At 74.9% G+C, this 24,118-nt stretch carries 21 protein-coding genes; 14 read left to right on the top strand and 7 right to left on the bottom strand.

From position 1 onward, the window contains the following. Positions 1 to 72: 72 nt before the first annotated feature. From AB0P03_RS23830 to AB0P03_RS23775, 12 genes are all read left to right on the top strand, one after another. A complete protein-coding gene (locus AB0P03_RS23830) occupies positions 73 to 636 on the top strand; it encodes a hypothetical protein (protein ID WP_363616806.1) in 564 nt (187 codons plus the stop codon). Then, positions 630 to 1,574, top strand: a complete 945-nt coding sequence (locus AB0P03_RS23825; protein ID WP_363616808.1) for a hypothetical protein — start codon at positions 630 to 632, stop codon at positions 1,572 to 1,574. The genes AB0P03_RS23830 and AB0P03_RS23825 overlap by 7 nt, the downstream gene beginning before the upstream one ends. 242 nt (positions 1,575 to 1,816) lie before the next feature. After that, positions 1,817 to 2,632: an SAF domain-containing protein gene (locus AB0P03_RS23820; RefSeq protein WP_363616810.1), complete on the top strand. Its 816-nt coding sequence runs from the start codon at positions 1,817 to 1,819 to the stop codon at positions 2,630 to 2,632. Further along, complete coding sequence (locus AB0P03_RS23815; protein ID WP_363630648.1) at positions 2,632 to 3,924, top strand: hypothetical protein; 1,293 nt, start codon at positions 2,632 to 2,634, stop codon at positions 3,922 to 3,924. The genes AB0P03_RS23820 and AB0P03_RS23815 overlap by 1 nt, the downstream gene beginning before the upstream one ends. Then, on the top strand, positions 3,914 to 5,554 hold the full coding sequence (locus tag AB0P03_RS23810; protein ID WP_363630647.1) for a CpaF/VirB11 family protein: 1,641 nt from the start codon (positions 3,914 to 3,916) through the stop codon (positions 5,552 to 5,554). Before AB0P03_RS23815 ends, AB0P03_RS23810 begins: the two co-directional genes overlap by 11 nt. Then, a complete protein-coding gene (locus tag AB0P03_RS23805) occupies positions 5,551 to 6,513 on the top strand; it encodes a type II secretion system F family protein (RefSeq protein ID WP_363630645.1) in 963 nt (320 codons plus the stop codon). Before AB0P03_RS23810 ends, AB0P03_RS23805 begins: the two co-directional genes overlap by 4 nt. Continuing rightward, entirely contained in the window at positions 6,510 to 7,388 is an 879-nt protein-coding gene (locus AB0P03_RS23800) for a hypothetical protein (protein ID WP_363579175.1), read from the top strand. Before AB0P03_RS23805 ends, AB0P03_RS23800 begins: the two co-directional genes overlap by 4 nt. Positions 7,389 to 7,442: 54 nt before the next feature. After that, on the top strand, positions 7,443 to 7,730 hold the full coding sequence (locus tag AB0P03_RS23795; protein WP_363579173.1) for a hypothetical protein: 288 nt from the start codon (positions 7,443 to 7,445) through the stop codon (positions 7,728 to 7,730). 35 nt (positions 7,731 to 7,765) lie between these two features. Then, positions 7,766 to 8,143, top strand: coding sequence for a TadE/TadG family type IV pilus assembly protein (locus AB0P03_RS23790; RefSeq protein WP_063350046.1), 378 nt, complete (start codon positions 7,766 to 7,768; stop codon positions 8,141 to 8,143). Continuing rightward, a complete protein-coding gene (locus AB0P03_RS23785; RefSeq protein WP_363630644.1) occupies positions 8,140 to 8,670 on the top strand; it encodes a TadE/TadG family type IV pilus assembly protein in 531 nt (176 codons plus the stop codon). The genes AB0P03_RS23790 and AB0P03_RS23785 overlap by 4 nt, the downstream gene beginning before the upstream one ends. A gap of 164 nt (positions 8,671 to 8,834) precedes the next feature. Beyond that, complete coding sequence (locus AB0P03_RS23780; RefSeq protein ID WP_363579169.1) at positions 8,835 to 9,281, top strand: hypothetical protein; 447 nt, start codon at positions 8,835 to 8,837, stop codon at positions 9,279 to 9,281. Then, a complete protein-coding gene (locus AB0P03_RS23775) occupies positions 9,281 to 13,405 on the top strand; it encodes a BTAD domain-containing putative transcriptional regulator (protein WP_363630642.1) in 4,125 nt (1,374 codons plus the stop codon). Before AB0P03_RS23780 ends, AB0P03_RS23775 begins: the two co-directional genes overlap by 1 nt. 167 nt (positions 13,406 to 13,572) lie before the next feature. Here the strand turns inward: AB0P03_RS23775 and AB0P03_RS23770 are convergent, their stop codons facing one another. After that, entirely contained in the window at positions 13,573 to 13,770 is a 198-nt protein-coding gene (locus AB0P03_RS23770; RefSeq protein WP_363630641.1) for a hypothetical protein, read from the bottom strand. Between the two features lie 11 nt (positions 13,771 to 13,781). Further along, positions 13,782 to 14,324, bottom strand: coding sequence for an HAD domain-containing protein (locus tag AB0P03_RS23765; RefSeq protein WP_363630639.1), 543 nt, complete (start codon positions 14,322 to 14,324; stop codon positions 13,782 to 13,784). A 158-nt stretch (positions 14,325 to 14,482) separates the two neighbouring features. Here AB0P03_RS23765 and AB0P03_RS23760 point away from each other — a divergent pair, with 158 nt between their 5' ends. Next, positions 14,483 to 16,666, top strand: a complete 2,184-nt coding sequence (locus tag AB0P03_RS23760; RefSeq protein WP_363630637.1) for a hypothetical protein — start codon at positions 14,483 to 14,485, stop codon at positions 16,664 to 16,666. 139 nt (positions 16,667 to 16,805) lie between these two features. Here AB0P03_RS23760 and AB0P03_RS23755 read toward each other — a convergent pair whose 3' ends face one another. The 4 genes from AB0P03_RS23755 to AB0P03_RS23740 all read right to left on the bottom strand — a co-directional run bounded on the left by AB0P03_RS23755 (position 16,806) and on the right by AB0P03_RS23740 (position 21,857). Then, positions 16,806 to 18,176, bottom strand: a complete 1,371-nt coding sequence (locus AB0P03_RS23755) for a S53 family peptidase (RefSeq protein WP_363579160.1) — start codon at positions 18,174 to 18,176, stop codon at positions 16,806 to 16,808. A 253-nt stretch (positions 18,177 to 18,429) separates the two neighbouring features. Then, positions 18,430 to 19,227 carry a 3-oxoacyl-ACP reductase FabG gene (gene fabG, locus AB0P03_RS23750; protein WP_363579158.1) on the bottom strand — a complete coding sequence of 266 codons (798 nt, stop codon included), beginning with the start codon at positions 19,225 to 19,227 and terminating at the stop codon, positions 18,430 to 18,432. A 121-nt stretch (positions 19,228 to 19,348) separates the two neighbouring features. Further along, on the bottom strand, positions 19,349 to 20,551 hold the full coding sequence (locus tag AB0P03_RS23745) for an acetyl-CoA C-acyltransferase (protein WP_363579157.1): 1,203 nt from the start codon (positions 20,549 to 20,551) through the stop codon (positions 19,349 to 19,351). Positions 20,552 to 20,693: 142 nt separating this feature from the next. After that, positions 20,694 to 21,857, bottom strand: coding sequence for an acyl-CoA dehydrogenase family protein (locus AB0P03_RS23740; RefSeq protein ID WP_363630635.1), 1,164 nt, complete (start codon positions 21,855 to 21,857; stop codon positions 20,694 to 20,696). Between the two features lie 141 nt (positions 21,858 to 21,998). Here AB0P03_RS23740 and AB0P03_RS23735 point away from each other — a divergent pair, with 141 nt between their 5' ends. Beyond that, positions 21,999 to 22,712 carry a TetR/AcrR family transcriptional regulator gene (locus AB0P03_RS23735; RefSeq protein WP_363630633.1) on the top strand — a complete coding sequence of 238 codons (714 nt, stop codon included), beginning with the start codon at positions 21,999 to 22,001 and terminating at the stop codon, positions 22,710 to 22,712. 67 nt (positions 22,713 to 22,779) lie between these two features. On the opposite strand, the gene AB0P03_RS23730 is transcribed toward AB0P03_RS23735, so the two are convergent. Beyond that, the gene (locus AB0P03_RS23730) at positions 22,780 to 24,033 is read right to left on the bottom strand and encodes a nitric oxide synthase oxygenase (protein ID WP_363630632.1); all 1,254 of its coding nucleotides are present in this window, start codon (positions 24,031 to 24,033) and stop codon (positions 22,780 to 22,782) included. Positions 24,034 to 24,118 lie beyond the last annotated feature (85 nt).

The following is a 24,118-nucleotide window of genomic DNA, read 5'->3' as shown; positions in this document are numbered from 1 at the left end:
CGAGGTGGGGCGATGCGGCAGCGCGGAAATGTGTTGCGCCCTGGGGCGGTTGGGGTCGGTGGGGTGGTTCTGGTGTTGCTCCTCGGCGCCTGTGCGAGCGGCGGTGCCGACGGTTCCGTCGATCGGCTCGGAACGGCTGCGCCCAGTGTCGCGGGAGTGGATCCGGTACCTCCTTCGGGTGGTTCGGTAAACACCTCGATCGCGCCGACGGACGGGCCGGAAGGTGCCATGGGGCGACTCGCCCTGAAGACGTATCAGGACTGGTGGCAGGCCCAGGCCGAGGCATTCGGGCGGTCGGATTCGGACGGATTCGCTCTGGAGACGTACTCTTCCGGGCGGGCCCTTACCGACACCCTGGTCAGTCTCCGCCAACTTCGCGACGCCAAACTGGTGATGACCGGAACGCCGCGCAATTCGGCGGTGGTCAAGGCCATTGACCTGAAAGCCGATCCGCAGACCGCCGTGATCGAGGACTGCGTCGACGTATCGGGATGGCACCGCGTCGACGCCGTCACCCAGGTGGCAAAGGATCCGGGCGACCGACTGAACCGCTACGTCGCGACCGCGTCCCTGCGCTGGTTCCAAGCACGTTGGCTGATCTACGACTTCAAGCGGGAGGTGGACCGGGCATGCTGAACACGCGTAAACCGGCCCGGCGATTCGCGATCCTCGCGCCGTTGTCCGCCGGGTTGCTGTTGGCCTCGGCGGTGTCGGCGGCGGCGGACGAACCGCCGGGCGGAGGTGCCGAACAGTGCTACCCGGACGTGATCTGCTCCGGGGTCAACTCCGGGGGCACGAAACCGAAGCCCGGACCGTCGCAGCCCGGCGGTGGCGGTGGCGGAAGTACGGGCGACGGGCCGCTGCTGTGCAGCTACCACGACCAGCAGTGGCCCTGCCACGACCCGGAGCGCGGCTGGTTCAACAGCGGCGTCGGGTGCTACTTCCGCCCGCTGGACAACCCGCCCCCCGAGGGCGACCCGGAGTGGCAGGGCCACAAGCCGTCCGAGGGCGCGCTCTACTCGAAGGTCTGCCCGCAGACGGGCGGCGGCCAGGACGGCGCCGAGATCGTGTTCGAGGCCACCTCGCCGGCCGGGCCGCCGGCGCTGAACCTGGTGGACGTCGGCTTCGGCTTCGCCCACGAGATGCGCTTCCCGAAGCCGACGGCGGGCGTCGCGCCCAAGGGCACGGCGGTGGTGAAGGCGCCGGTCTGGCTCTGGCTGGACGGCGTGGCGGCGCCCGCGCCCAAGACGCTGTCCGTCCCGGGGGCCTCCGTCACCGTCACACCGGTGCTGAGGGGCGTGACCTGGGTCTTCGACAGCGGCGTCTCCGTGACCTGCGACAAGGCCGGGACGCCGTACGACCCCAAGTACGGCGCCGCCAAGTCGCCGGACTGCGGCTACGAGTTCGCCGTGGGCTCGGGCACCAGGAAGAGCGGCGTCTTCAACGGCACGGTGACGGCGAACTGGGTGGGTGAGGTCGTGGTCACGGGGCCGAACGCGAAGACCTTCGACGTCAAGATGCCGCAGTCCTCGAACTTCACGCTCAAGGTCGCCGAGGTGCAGGTCCTCAACTGACCTGGCGGCGGCGGACGTCCGATGCCCCGCGGCCCGGCTGCGGGGCGCCGGCGGCCCGGCCGCACGCGACCACGGCGCCGAAGCCCATGTGCCGAAGCCCGGCACCGGCAGCCTGAGCAGCGATGACCCGAGCACCGAGAACCCAGTACTGACGATCCGGAACGAGCACGAGGGAAGGGCGGAACCCGGTGGAGAACCGTACATTCGCGACGCCGGGATCCGGCACACCCGCAGGGGCCGCGGTGTCCGTGGCGGTCCCGGACCAGGGGCAGGGGCCGGGCGAGGCCCCGGGCGGCGGCGCGGGCAAGGGCAAGGGGCGCGCCGCCCCGCACGTCCCCGGCCGGACGCTGCGGGCCCGGCGACGGCGCCCGGCGGTGCTGGCGATGGCCGTCGCGCTGATCGCCGCCGGCGGCCTGGGCGGTGCGGTGCTCTACAACAGCACCGGCCAGCGGGTCGCCGTGCTGGCGCTGGCCCGGGACATCCCGTGGGGGCAGGTGATCACCGACGACGACCTGGTGGTGGCCCGGATCGCCGGGGATCCGGCGCTGCGGCCGCTGTCCGCCACCGAACGGGACAAGGCTGTCGGCATGCGGGCCGCCACCGACCTCAAGCGCGGCGCGATGCTCACCAGGGGCGACGTCGCGCAGACCCTGGCGGTGCAGCCCGGCCAGATCGTGGTCGGCGTCTCGGCCAAGCGCAGCCAGCTGCCCGCCAGCCGGCTCCAGCCGGGGCTGCAGATCGTCGTGGTCTACACCCCGGACAACACCAAGGCCGACTCGATGCCCGCGACGGTCATCACGGTCGGCCGGGTGGACACCGACGGCAGCCAGGTGATCGACGTGGCCGTCGGCGCGGCGGACGGCCCCCGGCTGGCGCAGTGGGTGGCCGGCGGCCGGATCCAGGTCCTGCTGGCCCCGCGCGCCGCCGCGGCCGGCGGCGCGACCGGGACCGCCGGTGCGGGCACCGGCGGCAGTACCGTGCCGACGGCCCCGGCGACCGGGACCACCCCCGGCGCTGCCACGGCCCCCGTGCCCCCGACCGGGGCGGGTGGCGCCTGATGGCGGTGATCGCGGTGGCCGGCGGCCCGGGCGCGCCCGGCGCGACCACGGCGGCCCTGGCCCTGCTGCTGGCCTGGCCGCTGGAGTCCGGACGGCGGGTCCTGCTGGTGGAGGCCGACCCGGACGGCGGCGCGGTGCTCGCGGGCGCCCTGGAGGGCCGGGTCGACGCGGTGTACGGGCTGCGCAACCTGGCCGTCGCGGACCGGCGCGGACTGCTCGCCGAGACCATCTGGGAGCAGCTGATCGACCTCTCGCCCGAGGGCACCGCCGAGCGGCTGCTGCTGCCCGGGCTGACCGACCCTACCCAGGCCCCGGGCCTCGCCTACACCTGGGAGCCGCTCGTCGACCTGCTGCACGGCCTCGAACCGCAGGGCTACGACGTCATCGTGGACCTCGGCCGCTCCGGCGCCACCGGCGTGAGCGCCGTGCTGGCCCGCCGGGCGGACGTGGTCGCGGTGACCGTCCGCACCACGCTGCGCGGCCTGAGCTCGGCCCGGCCCCGACTGGCCGCGCTCGCCGAGGACCTCGCCACGGCCGGCACCGGGGTGGACGCGCTCGGACTGCTGCTGGTCGCCGAGGGGCCGTACTCGGGGCCGGAGGTGGCGCGCGAGTTCGGCCTGCCGGTGCTGGGGCTGCTGCCGCACGCCACCCGCACCGCCCGGGTGCTCTCCGACGGCGGTGACATCACCGACCGGCGGTTCATCCGCTCGGAGCTGATGCGGACGGCGCGTTCGGCGGCGGACGAGGTGCAGCTGCTGGTCCGCCGCCGTCGCCAGCGGCTCGCGCCGACCGTCGCGCCGGTCCCGGCCCAGCTCACCGCCGCGGCCCGGACCGGGACCCCGGCCCAGCCCCCGACCGCGGTTCACGCCCAGCCCCCGGTGCCGACCCCGCAGGCGGCTGCGCCGACGGCGTACCGGCCGGTGGAGGGGGAGCAGCCCTCGTACACCCCGCCGCAGCCGGTCGGGCCGGTGATCACCACCGGCCCGGTGGCGCCGCTGGCCGGGCTGGCCCCCCAGCCGGCCGCTCCGGCCCCGTTCCCGGGGCACGTCCAGCCGCAGCCGCAGCCGCCGTACGGGCCGCAGGCCGGCTACGTCGCGTACGACCAGCAGGGCGGGTCCACCCCGTACGACCAGCAGGTGGGGGCCCCGTACGGCCAGCAGCCCGGGTACGTCCGCCCGGAGCCCGAGGACGACGGCCGCTACCCGCTCCAGCAGCCCGCCGTGACACCTGATCAGGCACACCCGAACGGTCCGCAGCCGTACAACCCCGGGGAGGTGCTCCGTGCGCGGTAGCCCCCTGCACCAGCACCCCGCGGCCGACCCGGCCGCGCTGCCCTGGGCCACCCAGGCCCAGGCCCAGACGCAGACACAGGCGCAGGCGCAGGCGCCGGCGGCCGCCCCGCCCCAGGCCTACCGGCCGGGCCCCGTCGCCCCGCAGCCCGCGCCGCCGCCGTACGTCCCGGCGGGCGGCGCGGCCACGCCCACCGCCGTGCCCTCCCAGCTGCCCTCGCTCGACCTGCGCGGCGCCGCCACCCGGCCGGCCGTCGACCCGCAGGTGGCCCGCGAGCTGAAGCGCCAGGTCGCGGCCGAACTGCACCAGCAGATCACCCGGTTGACCGCCACCTCGGGCGCCGAACCGGACCGCGCCACCCGCCGCCAGCGCGGCCGCGCGCTGATCGAGGAGGCAGTCGCCCGCTGGTCCGACGCCTACGCGCAGACCCACGGCATCCCGCCCACCCGGGAGCAGGACCGCGCGCTCGCCGAGGCCGTCTTCGACCTGCTGTTCCGGGCCGGGCGACTCCAGCCCTACCTGGACGACCCGGAGATCGAGAACATCCTGATCAACGGCTGTGACGACGTCTGGGTCTCCCGGGTGCACCAACCCCTGCGCCAGGTACCGCCGGTGGCCGAGAGCGACGCCGAACTCGTCGAACTGCTCCAGGACCTGGCCCGTCAGCACGGCGGCGGCGAGCGCAGCCTGTCCACCGCCAGCCCGACCCTCGCACTGCGCCTGGAGGGCGGCATGCGCCTCCAGGCGCTCACCGAGGTGACGCCCCGCCCGTACGTGGCGATCCGGCGCCACCGGGTGGCCTCGGCGACCCTGCCGGAGATGGTCGAACTCGGCACCCTGGACAGCACCTTGGCCGCGTTCCTGGCCGCCGCGATCCGGGCCCGGAAGAACGTGATGATCACCGGCACCCAGGGAGTCGGCAAGACCAGCCTGCTGCGCGCGATGGCCGCAGAGATCCCGCCGGACGAGCGGATCGGCACCCTGGAGTCGGAGTTCGAGCTGTGGCTGCACACTCTCGGCCACCTGCGCCAGGTCGTCCCGATGGAGGCCCGCGAGGGCAACGGCGAACGCGTCGAAGGCCGCCTGGCGGGCGAGTTGACGATCGGCGACCTCATCCCGGCGGCGCTGCGGATGACGCTGTCCCGGATCATCGTCGGCGAGGTCCGATCCGGCGAGGTCGTCCCGATGCTGCGGGTCATGACCAACGGAGAGGGCGGCTCGATGTGCACCCTGCACGCCCGCGGCCCGCACATGGTCGTCGACCGCATCGCCGAACTCTGCCTGGAGTACGGCTCGCACATGACCGACTCGCTCGCCTACCGGCTCACCGCCAACGCCCTGGACCTCATCGTGCACGTCACCATGGTCGACGAGACCGCCGTCGGCGGACGCCGGCACCGCTTCGTCTCCCACGTCCTGGAGGTCGCCGGCCTCGGCGAGAGCGGCCGGCCCGCGCTGAACACCGTGTTCGGCCCCCGGGTGGACCTCGGTGAGCCGCGGGCCGTCCCGCACACCCCGCCGCAGTGCCTGGACGACCTGCGCAGGGCCGGCTTCGACGCCGCCCTGCTCGGCTCCCGCTACGGCGGCTGGGCCACCCCGCTGCAACTGCGGATCGGCGGTGGCGCGCGATGATGCTGCTGTTCGCCCTGTGCGGGCTGGCCGTCGCGGGCGGGTTGGTCGCCCTGGTGGCCTGGGCCCGCGGCAGCGACCCGGCGGACGAGGACGAGACCCCGGAGCGGAGCAACCCGCTGGCCGGCCGCGCCCACGTCTTCTGGTACGGCGCCCCCGGCGCCGCCTCGGCCCGGGTCGCCCGGCTGCGCCGGATCCAGCTGCCGCTCGCGCTCGCCGGCGCCCCGCTCGCCTGGCTGTTCACCGGCATCCCGCTGGCCGCCCTGCTGGTGCCGCTGGCCGTGTTCGGCCTGCCCTGGCTGTTCGACACCACCCGCCCGGACACCCGTCGGATCGAACGCCTGGAGGCGCTGTCCGAGTGGACCCAGCGCATCGCCGACGTGCTGCTGCTCGGCGTCGGCCTCAACCAGGCCATCGTCACCAGCCGCCGCACCGCCCCCGCCGCCCTGGAGGAGGAGATCGGTGAACTGGCCGCCCGGCTCCAGGCCCGCTGGCGGCCCGAGGAGGCGCTCCAGGCCTTCGCCGACAGCGTCGCCGACGCCACCGCCGACAAGGTGCTCGCCGCGCTCGTGCTGCGGTCCGGCGACAGCGGCCCCGGCCTGGCCCGGGCACTGGCCGACATGGCCGACTCGGTGCGCGAGGAGGTCCGCCAGCGCCGCGCCATCGAGGCCGACCGGGCCAAGCACCGCACCACCATCCGCTGGCTGGTCGGCATCATCGTGCTGGTCGTCACGGTCGGCTCCTTCAACACCGAGTACACCCGGCCGTACGGCACGCTGCTCGGCCAGATCGTGCTCGCCGTCGTCGCCGCCCTGTTCGTCGCGATCATCGCCTGGATGCGCGCCCTCGCCTCGCACCCGCCGGTGCCCCGGCTGCTGGCGCCCGACCGGCGCGGCAAGGCCGGGCGCCGCGCCCCGGTGCGCGAGGACGAGGCGCTCCAGCAGCTCGGGGAGGTCCGGTGATCTCCCCCTGGTCCGTGCTGGCCGGGGCCGTCGCCGCCGGCGGCGTCGCCCTGCTGATCGCCGAACTGCGGCCCGCGCCGCCCGACCTGCGCCAGGCCCTGGACCGGCTGCACCGCACCCCCGCCGAACGGGCCGCGGACCCGGACGAGCGGCCGCGCTGGTACGACCGGATCGGCGAGCGCTCGATCGGCCTGCGCGGAGTGTCCCTGCCGCACCGCGAACTCGCCCTGATCGGCCGCGCCCCGGCCCGGTTCATGGTGCACAAGCTGCTGTTCGCCGCGATCGGCCTGCTGCTGCCCGCCTACCTGGGCGCGATGGCCGCGCTGATGGACATCGGCCTGCCCTTCGCCCTGCCGCTGCTGGCCGGGCCGCTGCTGGCCGGCCTGCTCTGGTTCGTCCCCGACGCCATCGTGCGCGGCGAGGCCAAGGAGGCGCGCACCGAGTACCTGCACGGCATCGCCGCCTACCTCGAACTCGTCGCCCTGGAACGGGCCGCCGACTGCGGGCCGGCCGAGGCGCTGCGCCGCGCCGCCGCGGTCGGGCGCGGCACCGTGTTCCGGCGCATCCGCGACGCCCTCGACCGCGCCGCCACCGACCGGCTCCCGCCCTGGGCCGGACTCGACGCGCTGGCCGAGGAGTTGGGGCTCAGCCCGCTGCAGGACGTGGCGGACATCATGCGGCTGTCCGGCACCGACGGCGCCGCCGTGTACGACACCCTGCGGGCGCGCGCCAAGGGCCTGCGCGGTGAGCTGCTCGCCGAGGACCTCGCCCGCGCCAACGCCGACAGCGAGCGGATGGTCGCACCCGGAGCCGCCCTCACCCTGCTGATGACCGTCCTGATCGTCTTTCCCGCACTCCACCAGATGCTCAACTGACCCTCCTCGCAGGGCATCTGGCACCACACCGCACTCCACCCCCGGGAGACCCGAATGACCGTCCGACTCGTCCACCTGGCAGGCCGGCTGATCCGGCCCGTCCTGCTGCCCGTGCAGTTCGCCCTGCTGCTGTTCACCCTGCGGCTCGGCCGGCTGCGGGCCGCCCGCGCGCGCGGCGACCGCGGCGCGATCAGCATCGAACTCGCCCTCGCCATCATCGCGTTGGTCTTCGTCGCGGGCGCCGTCGCGACCGCGCTGTACCTGCTGAAGGACAAGGTCGTGCAGAAGGTCGAGCAGGACCCGAACATGCCGGGTGCGGGCGCGGGAGGCGCCACCAAGTGACGTACCGACCTCGCCGCCGCGGCGACCGGGGGTCGATGAGCGTGAGCCTCGCCATCGTCTTCCCGGTCGTCCTGGTGCTCCTGATGCTCGTCGTCCAGGCCGCGCTGCTGTGGTACGACCGCCAGCTCGCGCTCACCGCCGCCCGCGAGGGCGTGGACGCCGGCCGGATCCAGGGCAACGCGACGGACGAGGTGAAGAACGAGGCGGCGCGCCGACAGGCCAGGGACTTCCTCGACCGGCAGGGCGTGCACTCGTACACGGTGACGACCGACGGCAGCACGCCCGAAGTGGTCCGGGTCACGGTGGCGGTACGCCCGCCGCTGCTGATACCCGGGCTGTCGGCGCCCGCCCTCACGCAGTTCGCCGAGGCGCCGCGCGAGCACTTCGTCCCGCCGGTGGCGGTGGCGCCGTGAGACCGCGGACCCGGGCCGATCGGTGGCCGGCGCTCCGCGCCGAGCGCCGTTCCGAGGGCCGTTCCGAGCCCCGCGCCGCGCGCCGACCCCGGTGGTGGCCGGTCCGGCGGAGCGACGGCGGCGCGGTCGCCATCGAGGCGGCGATCGTCGTGCCCCCGGTGGTCGGGCTGGTCCTGGTGGCCATCGCCGCCGGGCGGGTGCAGACCACGGCCGGTACGGTCGAGGCCGCCGCCCGGGCCGGCGCCCGCACCGCCTCGCTGCAGCGCAGCGTCGACGGGATGACGCAGCCGGGCCGGGACTCGGCCCTCGCGACGCTGCGCCAGCAGGGCGTCTCCTGCCGCAACGGGGACGTCCAGGTCGTGCCCGGCCAACTGGACCTGCCCGGCGGCGCCGTCACGACCGTCAAGGTCACCGTGGTGTGCGACGTCGAACTGGCGGACCTGCTCGGCGGACCGTCCGGCGTACCCGTGACGAAGCACCTCGTCGGCGAGTTCACCTCCGTGGTGGACCGCTACCGGGGCACATGACGACCCGGGGCGGCACCCGGCGGGACACGGGCCACGACGGGGGATTGGGGACGGCCCGCGCGGGGGAGACGCAAGCGGAGAGCGCACGGGGGATGACACGACGGGACCGGCCGGCGCCCGGTGGGGGCCGGTGGGGAGGACGAGGGGCGGGAGGGGCAGGGGGGATGGGAGTGCCTGTCAGGGCGCGGCGCCGGCGCCGCTCCGACCGGGGCGCGGTCGCCCTCTTCGTGGCGATCTGCGCGGCCTACGTCGTGCTCGTCATCGCCCTGGTGATCGACGCCGGCGGCCGGTTGCGGGTCGCCGAACGCACCGACGCCTACGCCCAGGAGGCCGCGCGGGTCGGCGGACAGCAGCTCGACCAGGCCGCCGTCCTCCAGGGGAAGGGCTTCAAGGTCCAGCAGGACTACGTTCGGCAGGCCGCCGACGCCTACCTGGCCCTGTACGGCCTTCAGGCGGGCGAGGTCGAGTTCTCCGGCGACGGCAAGGTCGTCACCGTCACCGTGCGGGCCGACTACCGGCCCGTCCTGCTGGGCGCGCTCGGGGAGCGGAAGGTAACGGGCAAGGGCAGTGCGACCCTCGTCCACGGAGTCGAGAAAGCGGAGACCGACTGATGGCCGCGCCACGTGCCAAGGACCAGGCCCGAACCGCCCCGGGCCGGGCTCGAACCGCCAAGGGCCGGAGCCCCGGCGCCAAGGACCAGGCCCGGGGCGCCGACGGCCGGGCCCACACCGGACACCGGGCCGCGGGCCGCCCCGCCGCCCCGGCGCCCCGCCCACCGCGCGGGCGCGGCCGCGGCGCAGCCCTGATCGCCGCGCTCGCCGCGCTGGTCACCCTGCTCGCCCTGCTGCTCGGTGTCCCCGCGCTGCTGCTCTACGGCACCCGTGCGGTCGCCGCGATGGGCGACGTCGCGCCGGAGGGCGTCGGCCAGGCGCTCACCGGCCCGGACGACGGACGGCTGTTCCTCTGGCTGCTGGTCGTGGTCGGCTGGCTCGCCTGGGCCTGCTTCGCGCTCTCCGTCCTGCTGGAGATCCCCGCGCAGCTGCGCGGCCGGATCGCCCGCCGCATCCCCGCCTTCGGCTGGAGCCAGCGGATGGCGGCCGGCCTGGTCGGCTCGGTGTTCGCGCTGATGCCGGTCGCCGGCTCGGCCTTCGCCGCCACCCCGGCCCACACCGCCACCGCCCCCGCGCAGTTGGCGGCCGGCGTGCAGCGCGCCGCCCTGCCCGCCGCCCAGGCCGCGCCCGCCCTGGCGCCCGCCGCCGAGCAGAACCCCACGTACACCGTGCGGGACAGTCGGCCCGCCGACAGCCTGTGGTCCATCGCCGAACGCCAACTGGGCTCCGGTGAACGGTGGGTGGATATCGCCAAGCTCAACGACGGCCGGGTGATGGACGATTCCGGCATCCGCTTCGACGCCGACCGGCCGATCCAGCCGGGGTGGGCGCTGCTGATGCCGGGGGACGCGAAGGCGGACGGGTCGGCGCCCGCGCCTGCTCCTGCGCCCGCTCCTTCGTCCGAGCCTGCCCCCGCCCCCGCTCCCGCTCCCGGTGCCGGGTCGGCCCAGGTGCCGCAGGCCGGGACGGAGCCGGGTGCGGGCGGGCATGCGACGGTGACCGTCCAGGGCGGGGACAGCCTGTCCGCCATCGCCCAAAGGGAGTTGGGGGACGCCGAGGCGTGGCCGAAGCTGTTCGAGGCGAACAAGGGCGCCCAGGCGCCGGACGGGGAACGGCTGACCGATCCGGACGTGCTGGTGCCCGGGATGGTGCTCACGGTGCCGGGGGCCGCCGCTCCCGCGCCTGCTCCTTCGTCCGAGCCCGCTCCCGCTCCCGCTCCGGCGCCGCAGTCGGCGCCGTCGACCGGCCAGCCGCCGGCCGATCAGGCGCCCGCCACCCCCGCCCCCGCGCCGACCCAGGCCGCGCCGACCCCGGCCGCGCCGACCCCGGCCGCGTCCAATCCCGTCACCCCGGCGCCCACCCACGCGCCCACCCACGCGCCCACCCATGCGCCTGCCCCCGCCGCGCACGCCGAACCGGCCGCCGGCGACGACTACTCCATCGCCCTCACCGCCTCCACCGTCGGTGTCCTGCTCGCCGCCGTCATGGTCGGCACCGTCGCGCACAAGCGCGGCACCCAGCTGCGCGCCCGCCGCCCCCGGCACCGCATCACCATGCCCGACGCCGAGGCCGCCGCCTTCGAGAACGAGCTCAGGGCCCGTCAGGACGACGCGGGCCTCGACCTGCTCGACCGCGCCCTGCGCACCATGGCCCGCAACACCGTGCGCGGCGGCAAGCGCCTGCCCGCCATCGTCGCCGCCCGGATCACCCCCGGCCACACCATCGAACTGCACCTCTCCGGCCCGGCCACCCCGATCGCGCCGTTCCGTGCCGCGCACGCCGCCAACGTCTGGTGGTGCAGCCTCGACTCCGGCGACCTGCTCAGCGCCGCCCAGGCCCGCAAGACCGCCGCGCCCTACCCCGCCCTGGTCACCCTCGGCACCTCGCCCGACGGCTCGGTCGTCCTCGCCGATCTGGAGGCCGTCCGGCTGCTCCACCTCTCCGGCCACCCCGACGACGCCCGCGACATCCTGCGCACCCTCGCCATCGAACTCGCGCACAGCCCGCTCGCCGACCGGCTCCACCTGCACCTGGTCGACCTCGCCGAGGAGGTGCCGATCAGCGGCCCGGCCGCCGAACGCATCCACCGCCACCCCACCCTGGAGGCCGCGCTCGCCGCCCTCGGCCCGCGCACCGCCAAGGCCCGCGCCACGCTGGTCGCCGCCGAGGCCGCCAGCCCGCGCGACGCCCGCAGCCGGGGCCAGGCCGACGAGTCCTGGACCCCCGAGATCGTGCTCTGCGCCCAGCAGCCCGGCGGCGAGGTCCCCGCCGAACTCGGCCGCCTGCTCGATGCCCGGCCGCGCACCTGCGTCGCCGTCATCACCCGTGCCCCCGAACGCGGTACCGGCCCGGTCGCCCGCTGGACCCTCCCGGCCACCGGCCAGGCGGCCATCCCCGGCCTGCACCTCACCGTCGAACTCCAGCGGCTCAGCGACCAGCAGTACGACCAGGTCGCCGAACTGCTCCGCGCCGCCGACGACCTCACCCAGCACCCGGCCCCCGCCTGGACCCTGGACGGTCCCGGCCTCGACCCCGACGCGGACGACGACGCCGACACGGCCGAACTGCCCGCCGCCGTACCCGTACTGGCCGCCGTCGGGGCCCCCGCGGCCGGCGTGCAGGGCGGTACGGACACGGCCGCCGGGCCCCGGCTGCTCGCCCGGGTCATCGGCACCGGCGCCAGCCCGTTCGCGGGCACCGACCCGGCGACGCCGGTGCCGGCCCCTCCGGCCGGGCCGGGGCGGTACGCGGTCAACGGACAGGGGCGGCAGGCCGCCTCCGCCGAGACCGAGACCGAGGTCGAGACCGAGGTCGAGGTCGAGGTCGGGAGCGGAGCCGGTACCGGGAGCGGGATCGGGACCGAGGAAGAGCTCGTGGTCGGTCAGGTCGTTGACGAGGCCGCGGACGAGGCAGCGGACGAGGCCACCCGGGACCTGCGCCGCCCGGACGCGGTGGCGGGGGACGCGGCGGAGGCACCGCAGCAAGCCCCCGCGGCGGTCCTCGCCGTGCCGTCCGTCCAGCCCGTGCTGTCCGTGCCGTCCGTGCCCGCCGTCCAGTCCGTCCAGCCGGTCGTGCCGCCGCCGCCCGTCGAGCCGGCCCCGGTCCACCAGCCCGCGCCCGCGCCCTCCGGCGTCGACCCGCGCGTCCCGTCCCGGCCGGAGCCCTCGCCCGACCTCGTGCCCGGCACCGAAGCCGAGGCCCCGGCCGAAGCCGGCTCCCAGGCCGATTCCTACGCCGAGCCCGGGCTCGAACCCGGATCCGAGCCCGGCCCCGCCGCCGCCCCGGTCGCCCAGACCACCCCCGGGCGCAGCGACAGCGACGACCTGCTCGCCATCCTGCGCTCCCCGGAGGCGCACGCCGCCCGCAACGCCCCCCGGATCCGCCTGCTCGGCCCGGTCGACGTCGCCGGAGCCCTCGGTGCCGCCGAACCCGGCGCGCTGTCCCGGCTCACCGAACTCGCCGTCTACCTCGCGCTGCGGCCCGGCGCCGACCACCACGCCCTCGACCACGACCTCCACCCCGGCGCCGCCCACCTCGACCCGCACCCCACCGCGGCCGACGCCAAGAGCCCGCTCCCCGGCAAACTCGCCGACCTGGCCGCCTGGTTCGGCACCTCGCCCGAGGGCCGCGCCTTCCTGCCGACCGACACCACCGACGGCTACTCCTTCACCCCGGTCGTCACCTGCGACTGGGACGAGTTCCGCAGCCTCTACCGGCGCGGCATGCGCAGCACCAGCGCCACCGCCGACGCCGCCCTCGCCCACGCCCTGGCCCTGGTGCGCGGCGCCCCGTTCGCTGAGGCCCCGCCCGCCTCCTACGGCTGGGCCGAGGCCGAACGCCAGGACATGATCGCGGCGATCGTCGACACCGCCCACGAACTGGCCGCCCGCCGCCTGCAGTACGGCGACCACCGTAGCGCCGAGGCCGCCGTCTTCCGCGGCCTCGCCGTCGCCCCGGACGTCGAACTCCTGCACCGGGACCTCTTCTACGCCTACGCCTCGGCCGGCGCCCGCGACCAACTCCTGCGCGCCGTCAACCGTCTCGACGCGCTCAGCCGCCGCACCGGCCGTGACCTGGACGCCGACACCGTCGCCCTGCTCCGCGATCTGCTGGCCGGTTCCTGACGTCCCCTGCATGCCGCTGCCCGGCCGCCCCTCGGGGTGACCGGGCAGCGGCATGCAGGGCAGGGCCGGTGGGGTCGGTCAGGTCGGGCAGACGCACCGGCCGTCGACGGTGCGTTCGGTGGCGGTGTGGACGTCCCAGACGGCGGCGACCGGGACGCGGGCCACGGTCACACCCACCCGGTCGGGTCCGCCGGCGTCCGGGCGACGACGTCGACCTGCCCCTGCTCCGCCACGGTGGCCCGGGCGAGCACGCTGAAGACGTACGCCCCGCCCTCGACGCCGTACCCGTCCGCCCACAGCTCGACCACCGCCCCGCCGTCCAGCGTCAGGCGCCAGGGCAGGGGCGGTCCGGCGGCGTAGTCCACGGTCCGGGAGTCTAGATGGTCGGGGAGTCCAGGGCGCGTCGAGTCGGTAGTGCGCGCAACCAGGCGTCCAGGGTGGCGAAGTCGGCTGCGGTGAGGCCGCGTTGGGGGTCGACGCGGTGGAGGAGTGCGGGGGCGGGCGAGTGGGCCGCGATCCAGCGGCGGTCGGTGGCGGTGATCTCGTCGTCCACCCAGACGAACGGGCGGCCGGCAGCTCGGGCGACCAGCGCGCGGGTCTTCCCGTGCAGGCCGGCCGGTTCGTCGCCTTCCGCCACCGGCCAGTCCACGATGGGTAGTTGCGGCAGTCCGAGCCAGGGGGAGAGGCACTCGTTCGCATCGGACATCCACGTCGTCGCCCACACCAGTTCGCACGGCAGGCTCAGCAGGCGCCCGCCGAGTGCCGGATCGACGCGGGCCAGCAGGGGGTTGACGCCCGGACCGGGTGCGGCGGCGGAGTCGCCGCGGAAGACGGGGTAGCCGCCAGGGGGCGGCGCGCCGAAGGGGATGAGTGGTCCGTCGACGTCGAGGAACAGGAGAGGTGTACCGGGGCCTGCCATGACGGCACGATAGCGGGCCGCGTGGCGCGCCGATCGGAGACCCGGCCTGGATCGGGTGTGCCGGGATCTCGTAGGGTGGCGCGACGGGAGTGGTGGTAGGCACCACCCAGCAAGGGCATCAGACGCCGCGAAGCGGCGGGGTGGGCGGTGACCAGAAGATGGCGGAGACGACAGCTGTCCCCGGAGGCCCCGAACCGGCAGCGGACTCGGGCCCCTGGGACGCCGTACCGCCGCCGCGCACCCCGGCCGAGGAGCACCCGCCCGGGCCCGCCGCGCTCTACGAGCCGCCGCCCGTGCCCCCGCTCCCGCCGTCCGCTCCGGCAACCCCGCCGACGGCTCCGGCCGCGGTGCCGGGCCCGCCGCCGACCGCGCCCACCGGATGGACCGTCACCGGCATGCCCGCCGTGGGCGCGCTGCCGTCCACGGCCACGCCGCTGTCCTTCCCGGCCCCGGGCGTGAGCGCTCCCGGTACGGGCGGACTGGGGGCGGCGCCGCGCGGACGGATCCTGGTCGTCGAGGGCGGGTACGGCAACTCCGGGCGCCGCACCTGGGGTCGGGGCGGTCCCGCCCAGGCGTCGGTGCTGTCCGCGATGCTCGCGGCCGTCTCACCGCAGGTGCTGCTCGCCGCGGACGCGGTGGACGCCGTCCACCTCCCCGGCGCCAGTGACCCGCACACCGTCCTCGCCCACCTGCGCGCCGCGTCCCGCCATCCGGGGCCGCTGCTCGTCCACTTGGGCGGTCACGTGGTCGCCGACAAGCGCGGCGGACAGCTCCAGCTCACCCTGCGCGACTCCAAGCAGGACGGCCTGCCCTGGCAGGCCGTCGCCGCCGAGCTGAGCCACCGCCCGGCCGAGTGGCAGACCCTCGTCGTCGCCGACCTCAGTGCCGACCAGAACGCCTGGCCGTACCTCCAGGGCGCCGCCTCGCCGCTCAGCGAGGGCATCCCGCTCTGGGCGGTCGTCAGCCCGGACCCGGAGCAGATCGGCACCTTCACCCGCGCCCTGATCGAGGCGCTGCACGGCGGCCGCCCCGGCGCGGGCGACGTGCTCGCGCCCGAGCAACTGCGGCAGCAGGTGTACTCGGTGCTGCGGCCGGACGTCGTCATCCTGGCCACGCACGCCCCGGACCGCCCGGTCTTCCGCAACACCGCCCGCCGTGGCGACGGTCCGCCGGCCGACGTGTCGGCGTCGGCCGACGCGGTGCCGCCGGTCGATGCGGTGCCGGTCGATGCCGTGCGCGCCGATGTGGTGTCGTCCGGGCCGCCCGCGCTGTCGGTGCCGCCGGTGCCGGGCCGGGCGGAGTCACAGGACGCCGTCGTCGAACCGCCCGTGGCGCCCACGGCTCCGCCGCCGTCGGCCTCCCCCGCTCCCACGGCCGAGGCCGGTCCGGTGAGCCTGGTCAAGCCCGGCGTGCCGCCCACCCCGCCGAGGCCGGCCCGCCCGGTCAGCCTGCTGAAGGGGCAGCCGGCCGGTCCGGCCGGCGTGACCCTGCACAAGCCCGCTTCGGCGGACGCGACGCCCGAGGTTGTCGAGCCGTCCGCAGGCGTGACGCTGGCCAAGCCCCAGCAGCCGGAGATGGAGCCGGAGTCGGAGCGGGAGCCGGAGCAGGCACCGGCGGACGCCGCCACGCTGACGGCGGAACCGCAGGACGCCGTCCCGGCGCAGGCCCCTCCGGTGGACGAGGCCCCCGCCGACGCGGTGCCGACGGCGGAAGCGCCGGACGGCACGGCCCCGACCGACGACGAGGCCCCCGTGGGCGAGGCCCCCGTGGACGCGGTCCCGGTGGCGGAGGCCCCGGCGGACCCCGTCCCGGCGGACGAGGTACCTGCCGATGCGGTGCCCGTCGACGCTCCGGTGTCCGGTCAGCCGCGTGCCGACTACCGGGAGGCCATCGGCCGGATCGTCCGCAGCGCGGACGCCGGAGAGCACGGCGCCGCCACCGAACTCGCCTTCGCCCTCGAACTGGAGGCGATCGCCGAGCACGGCGCCGTCTCCGAACCGGTCCTCCAGGTGCGCCAGGTCCGGGCGCACGTGTGCCGTCTCGCGGGCCGGTCGGCCGAGGCCGCGGACATCTACCGCGAGGTGGCCCTGGCGCTGCTCCGTTCGCAGGGACCGGACCACCCGGAGACCCAACAGGCGGCCACCAACGCCGAGGCCTGCTGGCGCTCTGTCCCCGATCGTGCGGCGGCCCTTCGGATCGCCCCGGAGATCATCGAGCTCCGCGCCTACCTCCCGGGCCCCGACGGCCGCAAGCTCCGCGCCGCCGAGCGCTACCTCGCCCAACTGGCCGCCGCCCCGGAGCCCGCCGCGACGCCTGCTTCCGCCCCGGCGGACCGCGTCTGACCCTTCGCGCCGCGCGCGGCTGGGCCGGACGACCGGTACCTGGCCGCGAACAGATGACAGAGAACAGCGAACAGATAACAGATTTCGAAATCTGTTATCTGTTCGCTGTTAGTTGTTACCTGCTACTCACTGCGGCCCGTCAGCGACCGGCGATGGCGTGGACGAACTTCGCGCCGTCGATGGTGCCGAGGCCGCTGGAGAGGTCGTAGCCCTCGGTGGCGGTGTAGCCGGTGACGCTGCCCCAGGAGTTGTCGCCCTCCTTCACGTCCGTGATGCCGCTCCACGCGCTCGGGAGCAGGTTGAGCCCGTACAGGCGCCAGTTGAGCTGGCCGAGGCGGTGGCCGGCGAGCTGGTCGGCGAGGGCGACGACGCCGGAGAACAGCGGGGTGGCCTCGCTGGTGCCGCCGGTGAGGTGCCAGCCGACGGAGGTCGGGTCGTAGGACTCGTAGGTCCAGGCACCGCCGTCGACGGCCGCGCTCATGCTGATGTCGGGCGTGCCGCGGTGGTTGCCGGTGACGTTGGCGACGCCGGCCTGGTACCACGGGCGCTCGAAGATGCCGGAGACGCCACCGCCGCCGGCGCCGGACTTGTCGTGCCACACCTTGTCGGGCGCGGTGCGCGCGCCGTTGTCGTCCAGGGTGAGCTGGGTGCCGCCGATGGAGGTGACCAGCGGGTCGGAGGACGGCCAGGAGTTGACCTTGTACGGGTACAGGTCGGTGCCGTTGGCCTGCGAGTCGGTGGCGCCGTTGTCGCCGGAGGCGGCGAGCACGGTGACGTTGTGGTCGGCGGCGGCCTGGAAGGCGTAGCGCAGGTCGGTGAGCGACTTGAAGTCGCCCTTGTCGTAGCCCGGGAAGGTGTTCTCGGTGGCGCCGAAGCTCTGCGAGATGACGTCGCCGCGACCGGCCTTGATGAGGGCCTTCTCGGCGTCCATCATCTCGGGCAGGCCGGTGGTGCCCTCGGTCTCGGCGACACCGGTCTCGACCAGGACGATGTGCGCGTCGGGGGCGATGGCGTGGGCGTACTCGACGTCCAGCGTGGTCTCGCCGGCCCAGCCGGTGTGGTCGGGGTTCTTGGGGTCGAAGGCGGGGACGTTGCCCCACTTGACCACCTCGACGTTGGTGTCCTGGATGCCCCACTGCTTGTCGAAGACCTCCAGGTCGTGCTGGATGGTCGGCGAGCCGAAGGAGTCGACGATGACGATCGTGCGGCCCTTGCCGGTGATGCCCTCCTGGTACAACGGGTTCAGGTTGTAGGCGTTCCGGTACTGCAGCGGCGAGTAGCAGTGGATGCCGATCTGGCTGACGCACTGGGTGGTGGTCAGCGGGGCGGTGCGGCCCTGGGCGTTGTGGTGCCCGAAGGAGGCGGGGCGGACGTGGACGCCCGTGAGGTCGTGCGCGGGGGCGGCGGTCGCGGCGCCGACCGCCGGGACGGCGATGGTGCCGGCCGTGAGGGCGGTGGCCCCGACGGCGAGCAGAGCCAGGGCACGGCGAAGGGGGGCGGGGCTGCCCATGGGACTCCTTGGGGCGCAGGGCCCGACCTGGTCCGGTCGGGTCGGTCCGGCCATCCCATCGACTGCCGCATGATCATGCCATAGTCATTTGGTGGGGTCGCCTGATCAGAGGCATGGTCATGCTCGGCCACGCGAAAAGGTAAAGGCCGTCCCAGGTGAAGGTAACCCCACGCCCGAGACGGCTATGTGACAACACGTCAGTATTATCGTACTAATGCTGAAGGGTCCTTGAAGGTCCCTGCCCGGGCTAGACCTACCGCGCCCCGCCGTTGACGTACAGCGTCTGCCCGCTGACGTACGAGGCGTCCTCGCTGGCCAGGAAGGCGACCACGGACGCGATCTCCTCCGGCTGTCCCACCCGGCGCAGCGGGGTCCGGGCGGAGACCTCCGCCTGCTGGTCCTCGGCCGTGCTGCCGACCCGCTCGGCGGTGGCCGCGGTCATCGCGGTGGCGACGTACCCGGGGGCGACGGCGTTGACGTTGATGTTGAACGGCCCCAGCTCGATCGCGAGGGTCGCGGTGAGCCCCTGGATGCCGGCCTTGGCGGCCGCGTAGTTGGCCTGTCCCCGGTTGCCGAGGGCGGAGCGCGAGCTGAGCGAGACGATCTTCCCGTACTTCTGCGCCACCATGTACTTCTGCGCGACGTGGCTGCAGTTGTACGCGCTGGTCAGATTGACGGTCAGGACCGCGTCCCAGTCGGCCTTCGGCATCTTGAAGAACAGGTTGTCCCGGGTGATCCCGGCGTTGTTCACCAGGATGTGCACCCCACCGAGGTCCGCCGCGACCTGCGCGAACACCGCCTCGACGGCGTCGTAGTCGGCCACGTCGCAGCCGTACGCCCGTGCGGTGCCGCCCTTGGCGGTGATCGCCGCGACCGTCCCGGCGGCCCGTTCGGCGGTGAGGTCGACGACGGCGACGGCCGCGCCCTCCTCGGCGAGCCGGTGGGCGGTGGCCGCGCCGATGCCCTGCGCGGCGCCGGTCACGACGGCGACCCTCCCCGCGAACCTGCCCGCCAGGCCCGTCACTTCGGCCACTGCGGCTACTTCAGTCATTCCCGGTGCTCCCTTGAACTCGGACGTGAACTCAGACGTGAACTCGAACTCGGACGTGAACTCGAACTCGGACGTGAACGCGAACCCGGACGTGAACGCGAGCGCGAACGCGGGCGCGCACTCAGTCAACGTTCTCGACGAGGACGGCGGTGCCCTGACCGACCCCCACACACATGGTGGCGAGGCCGCGCCGGGCGTCGGTGCGGCGCATCCGGTGCAGCAGGGTGGTGAGGATGCGCGCGCCGGAGCCGCCCAGCGGGTGGCCGAGCGCGATCGCCCCGCCGCTCGGGTTGACCAGTTCGTCGGCCTGTTCGGGGGTGAATCCGATGCCGTCAGCGGAGGCCAGGGCCTGGGCGGCGAAGGCCTCGTTGAGCTCGGCGGTGTCGAGGTCGGCCAGCGACCAGCCGGCCCGGCCGAGCACCTTGCGGGTGGCCGGCACCGGGCCGATGCCCATCACGTCGGGGTGCACCCCGACGGAGGCGCCGGCGACGTACCGGCCGAGCGGGCGCAACCCGAGGTCGCGCAGCGCCTCCTCGCCGACCAGGAGCAGCCCGGCCGCGCCGTCGTTCATCGGCGAGGCGTTGCCGGCCGTGACGGTGCCGCCGGGGCGAAAGGCGGGCTTGAGGCGGGTGAGCTTCTCCAGGCTGGTGTCCTCGCGGATGCCCTCGTCCTGGCTGACCATCACGCCGTCGGGCCGTTCGACCGGGATCAGCTCGGCGTCGAAGTGGCCGTCCTTGCGGGCGGCGGCGGCCCGTTGGTGGCTGCGCAGCGCGAAGGCGTCCTGGCGTTCCCGCCCGATGCCGTACCGGCCGGCCACCTCCTCGGCGGTCTCGCCCATGCTGAGCACGCCGTGCAGTTCGGCCATCCGGGGGTTGGTGAGCCGCCAGCCGAGCCGGGTGTCGTAGGTCTCGATCCGGTGCGGGAGGGCCTCGTCGGGGCGGGGGAGGACGAAGGGGGCGCGGGTCATCGACTCGCAGCCGCCGGCCAGGACGACGTCGGCCTCGCCGGAGCCGATGGCCCGGGCGGCGAGGGTGACGGCCTCCAGCCCGGAGGCGCAGAGCCGGTTGACGGTGGCGCCGGGGACGGTCTCCGGCAGGCCGGCCAGCAGGACGGCCATCCTGGCGGCGTTGCGGTTGTCCTCGCCGGCCTGGTTGGCGGCGCCCCAGTAGACGTCGTCGATGCGGGCGGGGTCGAGGGCGGGGACGTCGGCGAGCAGGGCGCGCAGCACGGTGGCCGAGAGGTCGTCCGGGCGGACCGTGGCGAGCGCTCCGCGCAGCCGGCCGATGGGTGTGCGGCGGGCTGCGGCGAAGTAGACGGGACGCACGTCGTCGGGCTCCTATCCGGTTGAATCCGAGTGATCTCAGTGATCCGAGTGATCCGAGCAGTCGGGGTGATCCGAGCAGTCAGGACGGTCCGGGTGGTCCGATTGACCCGTCCTGGCTGATCGGATGGGATGAACGGGCTGGTCAGAAGGCGTTGACCCCAGTGAGGGCGCGGCCGATGAGCAACTGGTGGATCTGGCTGGTGCCCTCGTAGAGGGTCATGACCCGCGCGTCGCGCAGGTACTTGCCGACCGGGTACTCGTCGATGAAGCCGTAGCCGCCGAACACCTGGAGCGCGTTGTTGGCGGCCCGGACGGCGGCCTCGCTCGCGTAGAGCTTGGCGACGGAGGATTCGGTGGCGAACGGCAGGCCGCGTTCGATGTGGTCGGCGACCTTCCAGGTGAGCAGCCGGGCGGCCTCGACGTCGACGGCGATGCCGGCCAGCAGTTCCTGGACGAGCTGGTGCGAGGCGATCGGGCGGCCGAACTGCTCGCGCTCGCCGGCGTAGCGGACGGCGGCCTCCAGGCAGGCACGGGCGATGCCGACGCAGCCCGCCGCGACCGACATCCGGCCCTTGGCGAGCGCGGACATCGCCACCCGGAACCCCTTGTCGACCTCGCCGAGCCGTGCGCTGTCGGGCACCCGGACACGGTCGAGGGCGAGTTCGGCGGTGGCCTGGCCGCGCAGGCCGAGCTTGCCGTGGATCTCGGTGCGGGTGAAGCCGGGCAGGTCGGTGGGCACCAGGAAAGCGGTGATGCCCTTGTGGCCCTGCCGGTCGGGGTCGTCGCCGCCGGTGCGGGCGAAGACCAGGGCGACGTCGGCCCAGGTGCCGTTGGTGATGAACATCTTGGCGCCGCTGATCAGCCAGTCGTCGCCGTCCCGGACGGCGCGGGTGCTGAGGTTGGCCGCGTCGGAGCCGGTGCCGGGCTCGGTGAGCGCGAAGCAGCCGAGCGACTCGCCCGAGGTGAGCCGGGGGAGCCAGTGCCGCTTCTGCTCTTGAGTCCCGTAGCCGTTGACGGACTTGGCGACCAGGCCGAGCGTGACCGAGACGATGCCGCGGACGGCCGAGTCGCCGCGGCCGAGCTCCTCCAGGACCAGGCAGTACGCGAGGTGGTCGCCACCGCTGCCGCCGTACTCCTCGGGGATGGTGAGGCCGAGGAAGCCGAGCCTGGCCAGCTTGCCGATGATCGCGCGGTCGACGGACTCGGCGCGGTCCCACGCGGCGGCGTGCGGAACGATCTCGCGGTCGGTGAAGGAGGCGGCGAGGTCCCGGACGGCGCTCTGCTCCTCGGACAGCTCCAGGTTCACGGCGGCGGCTCCAGATCCATTAAACTAGCGCTGCAAGTTTTATGGAGGGACTGTAGCCCCGGCCGGCCCGCGCTGGGAAGGGGCGCCTGCCAGGATCGGTCCCCGCCCCACCCGACCGGAGGAACCGGAGGCAGCACCCCGATGGCCCGCCCGCGCACCCCGCTGCTCAGCCGCGAGCGCATCGTCGCCGCTGCTCTGCGGCTGATCGACGCCGAGGGCCTGGCGGCCCTCTCCACCCGCCGCCTCGCCACCGAACTGTCGGTCAGCGGTCCCTCGCTCTACAACCACGTCGCGACCAAGGACGAACTGCTGGACGCGGTGGTGGACAGCGTGATCGGCGAGGTCGACTTGTCGATGTTCGGCACTCCCGACGGCACTCCCGACGGCTTGCCCGACGGCACTCCCGACGGCGCGCCCGACCGCTCGCCCGGCGGTAGGCCGACGCCCTGGCCGGACGCGCTGCGCGACTGGGCCCGCTCCTACCGCGCCGCCCTCGCCGCCCACCCCAACATCGTGCCGGTGCTCGCCCAGGGCCCTGGCCGCCGGCCGAACGCGCTGCGCCTGGCCGACGCGGTCTTCGGCCACCTGGTCGAGGCCGGCTGGCCGCGCGGCCAGGCCACCCGGATCGGCGCGCTGATGCGCTACTTCGTCACCGGCTCGGCGCTGGCCTCCTTCGCGGCCGGCTTCCCCGCGGACGCCGAGGTGTACGACGCGGCCGACTACCCGCACCTCGGCGAGGCGCACCGGCTGGCCGGGCATCGTGGGATGGTGGACGAGGGCGCCTTCGAGACCGGCCTGGAAGCGCTGCTCGACGGGCTCGTCCTGCGCTTCGACCGCCTCACCGAACGCTCCTAGACTCCGCCGCCGGCCTTCCCCCCGTCCCGCTGCTTCCGCTGTTTCCGCCGTTCCCTCCCCCGCCGCCTCACCAGGGCTCGCGCGGCAGGAAGGCCGGCCGCAGCGACGGGTCCACCGGGTCGTAGTACCGGTGGTAGACGGCCGTGAGCCCGCCGGAGACCGGGGGCACGATCCAGCTCCAGTCCGCCGGGGTCGGCCGGCCGAGCCGCTTCTCCTGGGCGACGTGCCGGAGGAAGCGCTCGGACTCGGTGTGGTGGTCGGCGATCGTCACTCCGGCCTCCTGGAAGGAGTGCAGCACCGAGACGTTGAGTTCGATCAGCGCGCGGTCGCGCCAGAGCGTGCGCGCGCTGGAGGTGTCCAGGCCCAGGCGCTCGGCGACGGTGCCGAGCAGGTCGTAGCGGTCGGCGTCGGCGAGGTTGCGGGCGCCGATCTCGGTGCCCATGTACCAGCCGTTGAAGGGCGCGGCCGGGTAGCGGACGCCGCCGATCTCCAGCGTCATGTCGCTGATCGCGGGCACCGCGTACCAGCGCAGGCCCAGGCCGGCGAACCACTCGTACGCGGGGTGGGTGAGCGGTACCTCCAGAGTGGTGTCGTCCGGCAGCTCGTACCAGTGCGGGCGCTCGCCGGGGTGTTCCTGGACGAGCAGCGGCAGCACCTCGAAGCGGTCCTCGGCACACTTCCAGCCGAGGTCGCGGGCGCGGGCGGCGAGTTCGGTGCCGGCCGGGTCGCCGACGACGGCGTCGCCGACCCGGTGGCCGGCGTAGCGGACCAGCTGCTGGTTGACGATGCGGGCGGCCGGGCGGCCCGGGCGGTCGGGGGCGAACACCGAGACCACCGGGCGGATCCGTCCGCCGTTGCCGGCCAGCCGCAGGTGCTCGAAGCACTCGGCGGCGATGTCGTCGGCCGAGCCGAGGTGGCGCAGGTCGCGCACCACCAGACTGCGCCAGTACAGCCGGCCGATGCAGCGGGCGGCGTTGCGCCAGGCGAGCTTGGCGCCGTAGGCGAGTTCGGCGGGGGTGTGCTCGTAGCTGCCGGTGCGCTCGATCTCGTCGAGGACGGCCCGTATCCGGGTGTCCGGGGCCCCGGTGGCGGGCTGCTCGTGATGGAAGCGGCGGATGAACTCGGCGGCCTGCTCCGGGTCGGTGAACGGTGGTGGGGACGGCGGCGGGGATGACGGCGGGGGCGACGGTGTGGGCGACGGCCGGGCCGCGGCCGGGGAGTGGGTGTGGGCGTGGGTGTGGGCGTACGGGCAGCCGGCGGTGGCGGTGGCGGTGACGGCGGCTGGTCTGCGGGCGCGGAGCCGGTTGAAGATCAAGGACACATCCCTCCTGGCGAACAGGAGTACCGGAGGTGTCCGGGCCGCCGCAGGGAGTGAACGATTCGGCCCCCGCACCCGCGATGATCGC

This window comes from Kitasatospora sp. NPDC088779 (assembly GCF_040685395.1).
Taxonomy (GTDB): Bacteria; Actinomycetota; Actinomycetes; order Streptomycetales; family Streptomycetaceae; genus Kitasatospora.
The sequence above is the reverse complement of the archived record's forward strand: the minus strand, read 5'-3'. Positions and strand labels throughout refer to the sequence as shown.

Excerpts from the sequence above, each read along its gene's own strand:
- AB0P03_RS23780 (WP_363579169.1), top strand. The coding sequence starts at position 8,835 with ATGGGAGTGCCTGTCAGGGCGCGGCGCCGGCGCCGCTCCGACCGGGGC.
- AB0P03_RS23805 (WP_363630645.1), top strand. The coding sequence starts at position 5,551 with ATGATGCTGCTGTTCGCCCTGTGCGGGCTGGCCGTCGCGGGCGGGTTG.
- AB0P03_RS23760 (WP_363630637.1), top strand. The coding sequence starts at position 14,483 with ATGGCGGAGACGACAGCTGTCCCCGGAGGCCCCGAACCGGCAGCGGAC.
- AB0P03_RS23735 (WP_363630633.1), top strand. The coding sequence starts at position 21,999 with ATGGCCCGCCCGCGCACCCCGCTGCTCAGCCGCGAGCGCATCGTCGCC.
- AB0P03_RS23795 (WP_363579173.1), top strand. The coding sequence starts at position 7,443 with ATGACCGTCCGACTCGTCCACCTGGCAGGCCGGCTGATCCGGCCCGTC.
- AB0P03_RS23765 (WP_363630639.1), bottom strand. The coding sequence starts at position 14,324 with ATGGCAGGCCCCGGTACACCTCTCCTGTTCCTCGACGTCGACGGACCA.
- AB0P03_RS23790 (WP_063350046.1), top strand. The coding sequence starts at position 7,766 with ATGAGCGTGAGCCTCGCCATCGTCTTCCCGGTCGTCCTGGTGCTCCTG.
- AB0P03_RS23775 (WP_363630642.1), top strand. The coding sequence starts at position 9,281 with ATGGCCGCGCCACGTGCCAAGGACCAGGCCCGAACCGCCCCGGGCCGG.
- AB0P03_RS23755 (WP_363579160.1), bottom strand. The coding sequence starts at position 18,176 with ATGGGCAGCCCCGCCCCCCTTCGCCGTGCCCTGGCTCTGCTCGCCGTC.
- fabG (WP_363579158.1), bottom strand. The coding sequence starts at position 19,227 with ATGACTGAAGTAGCCGCAGTGGCCGAAGTGACGGGCCTGGCGGGCAGG.
- AB0P03_RS23815 (WP_363630648.1), top strand. The coding sequence starts at position 2,632 with ATGGCGGTGATCGCGGTGGCCGGCGGCCCGGGCGCGCCCGGCGCGACC.
- AB0P03_RS23825 (WP_363616808.1), top strand. The coding sequence starts at position 630 with ATGCTGAACACGCGTAAACCGGCCCGGCGATTCGCGATCCTCGCGCCG.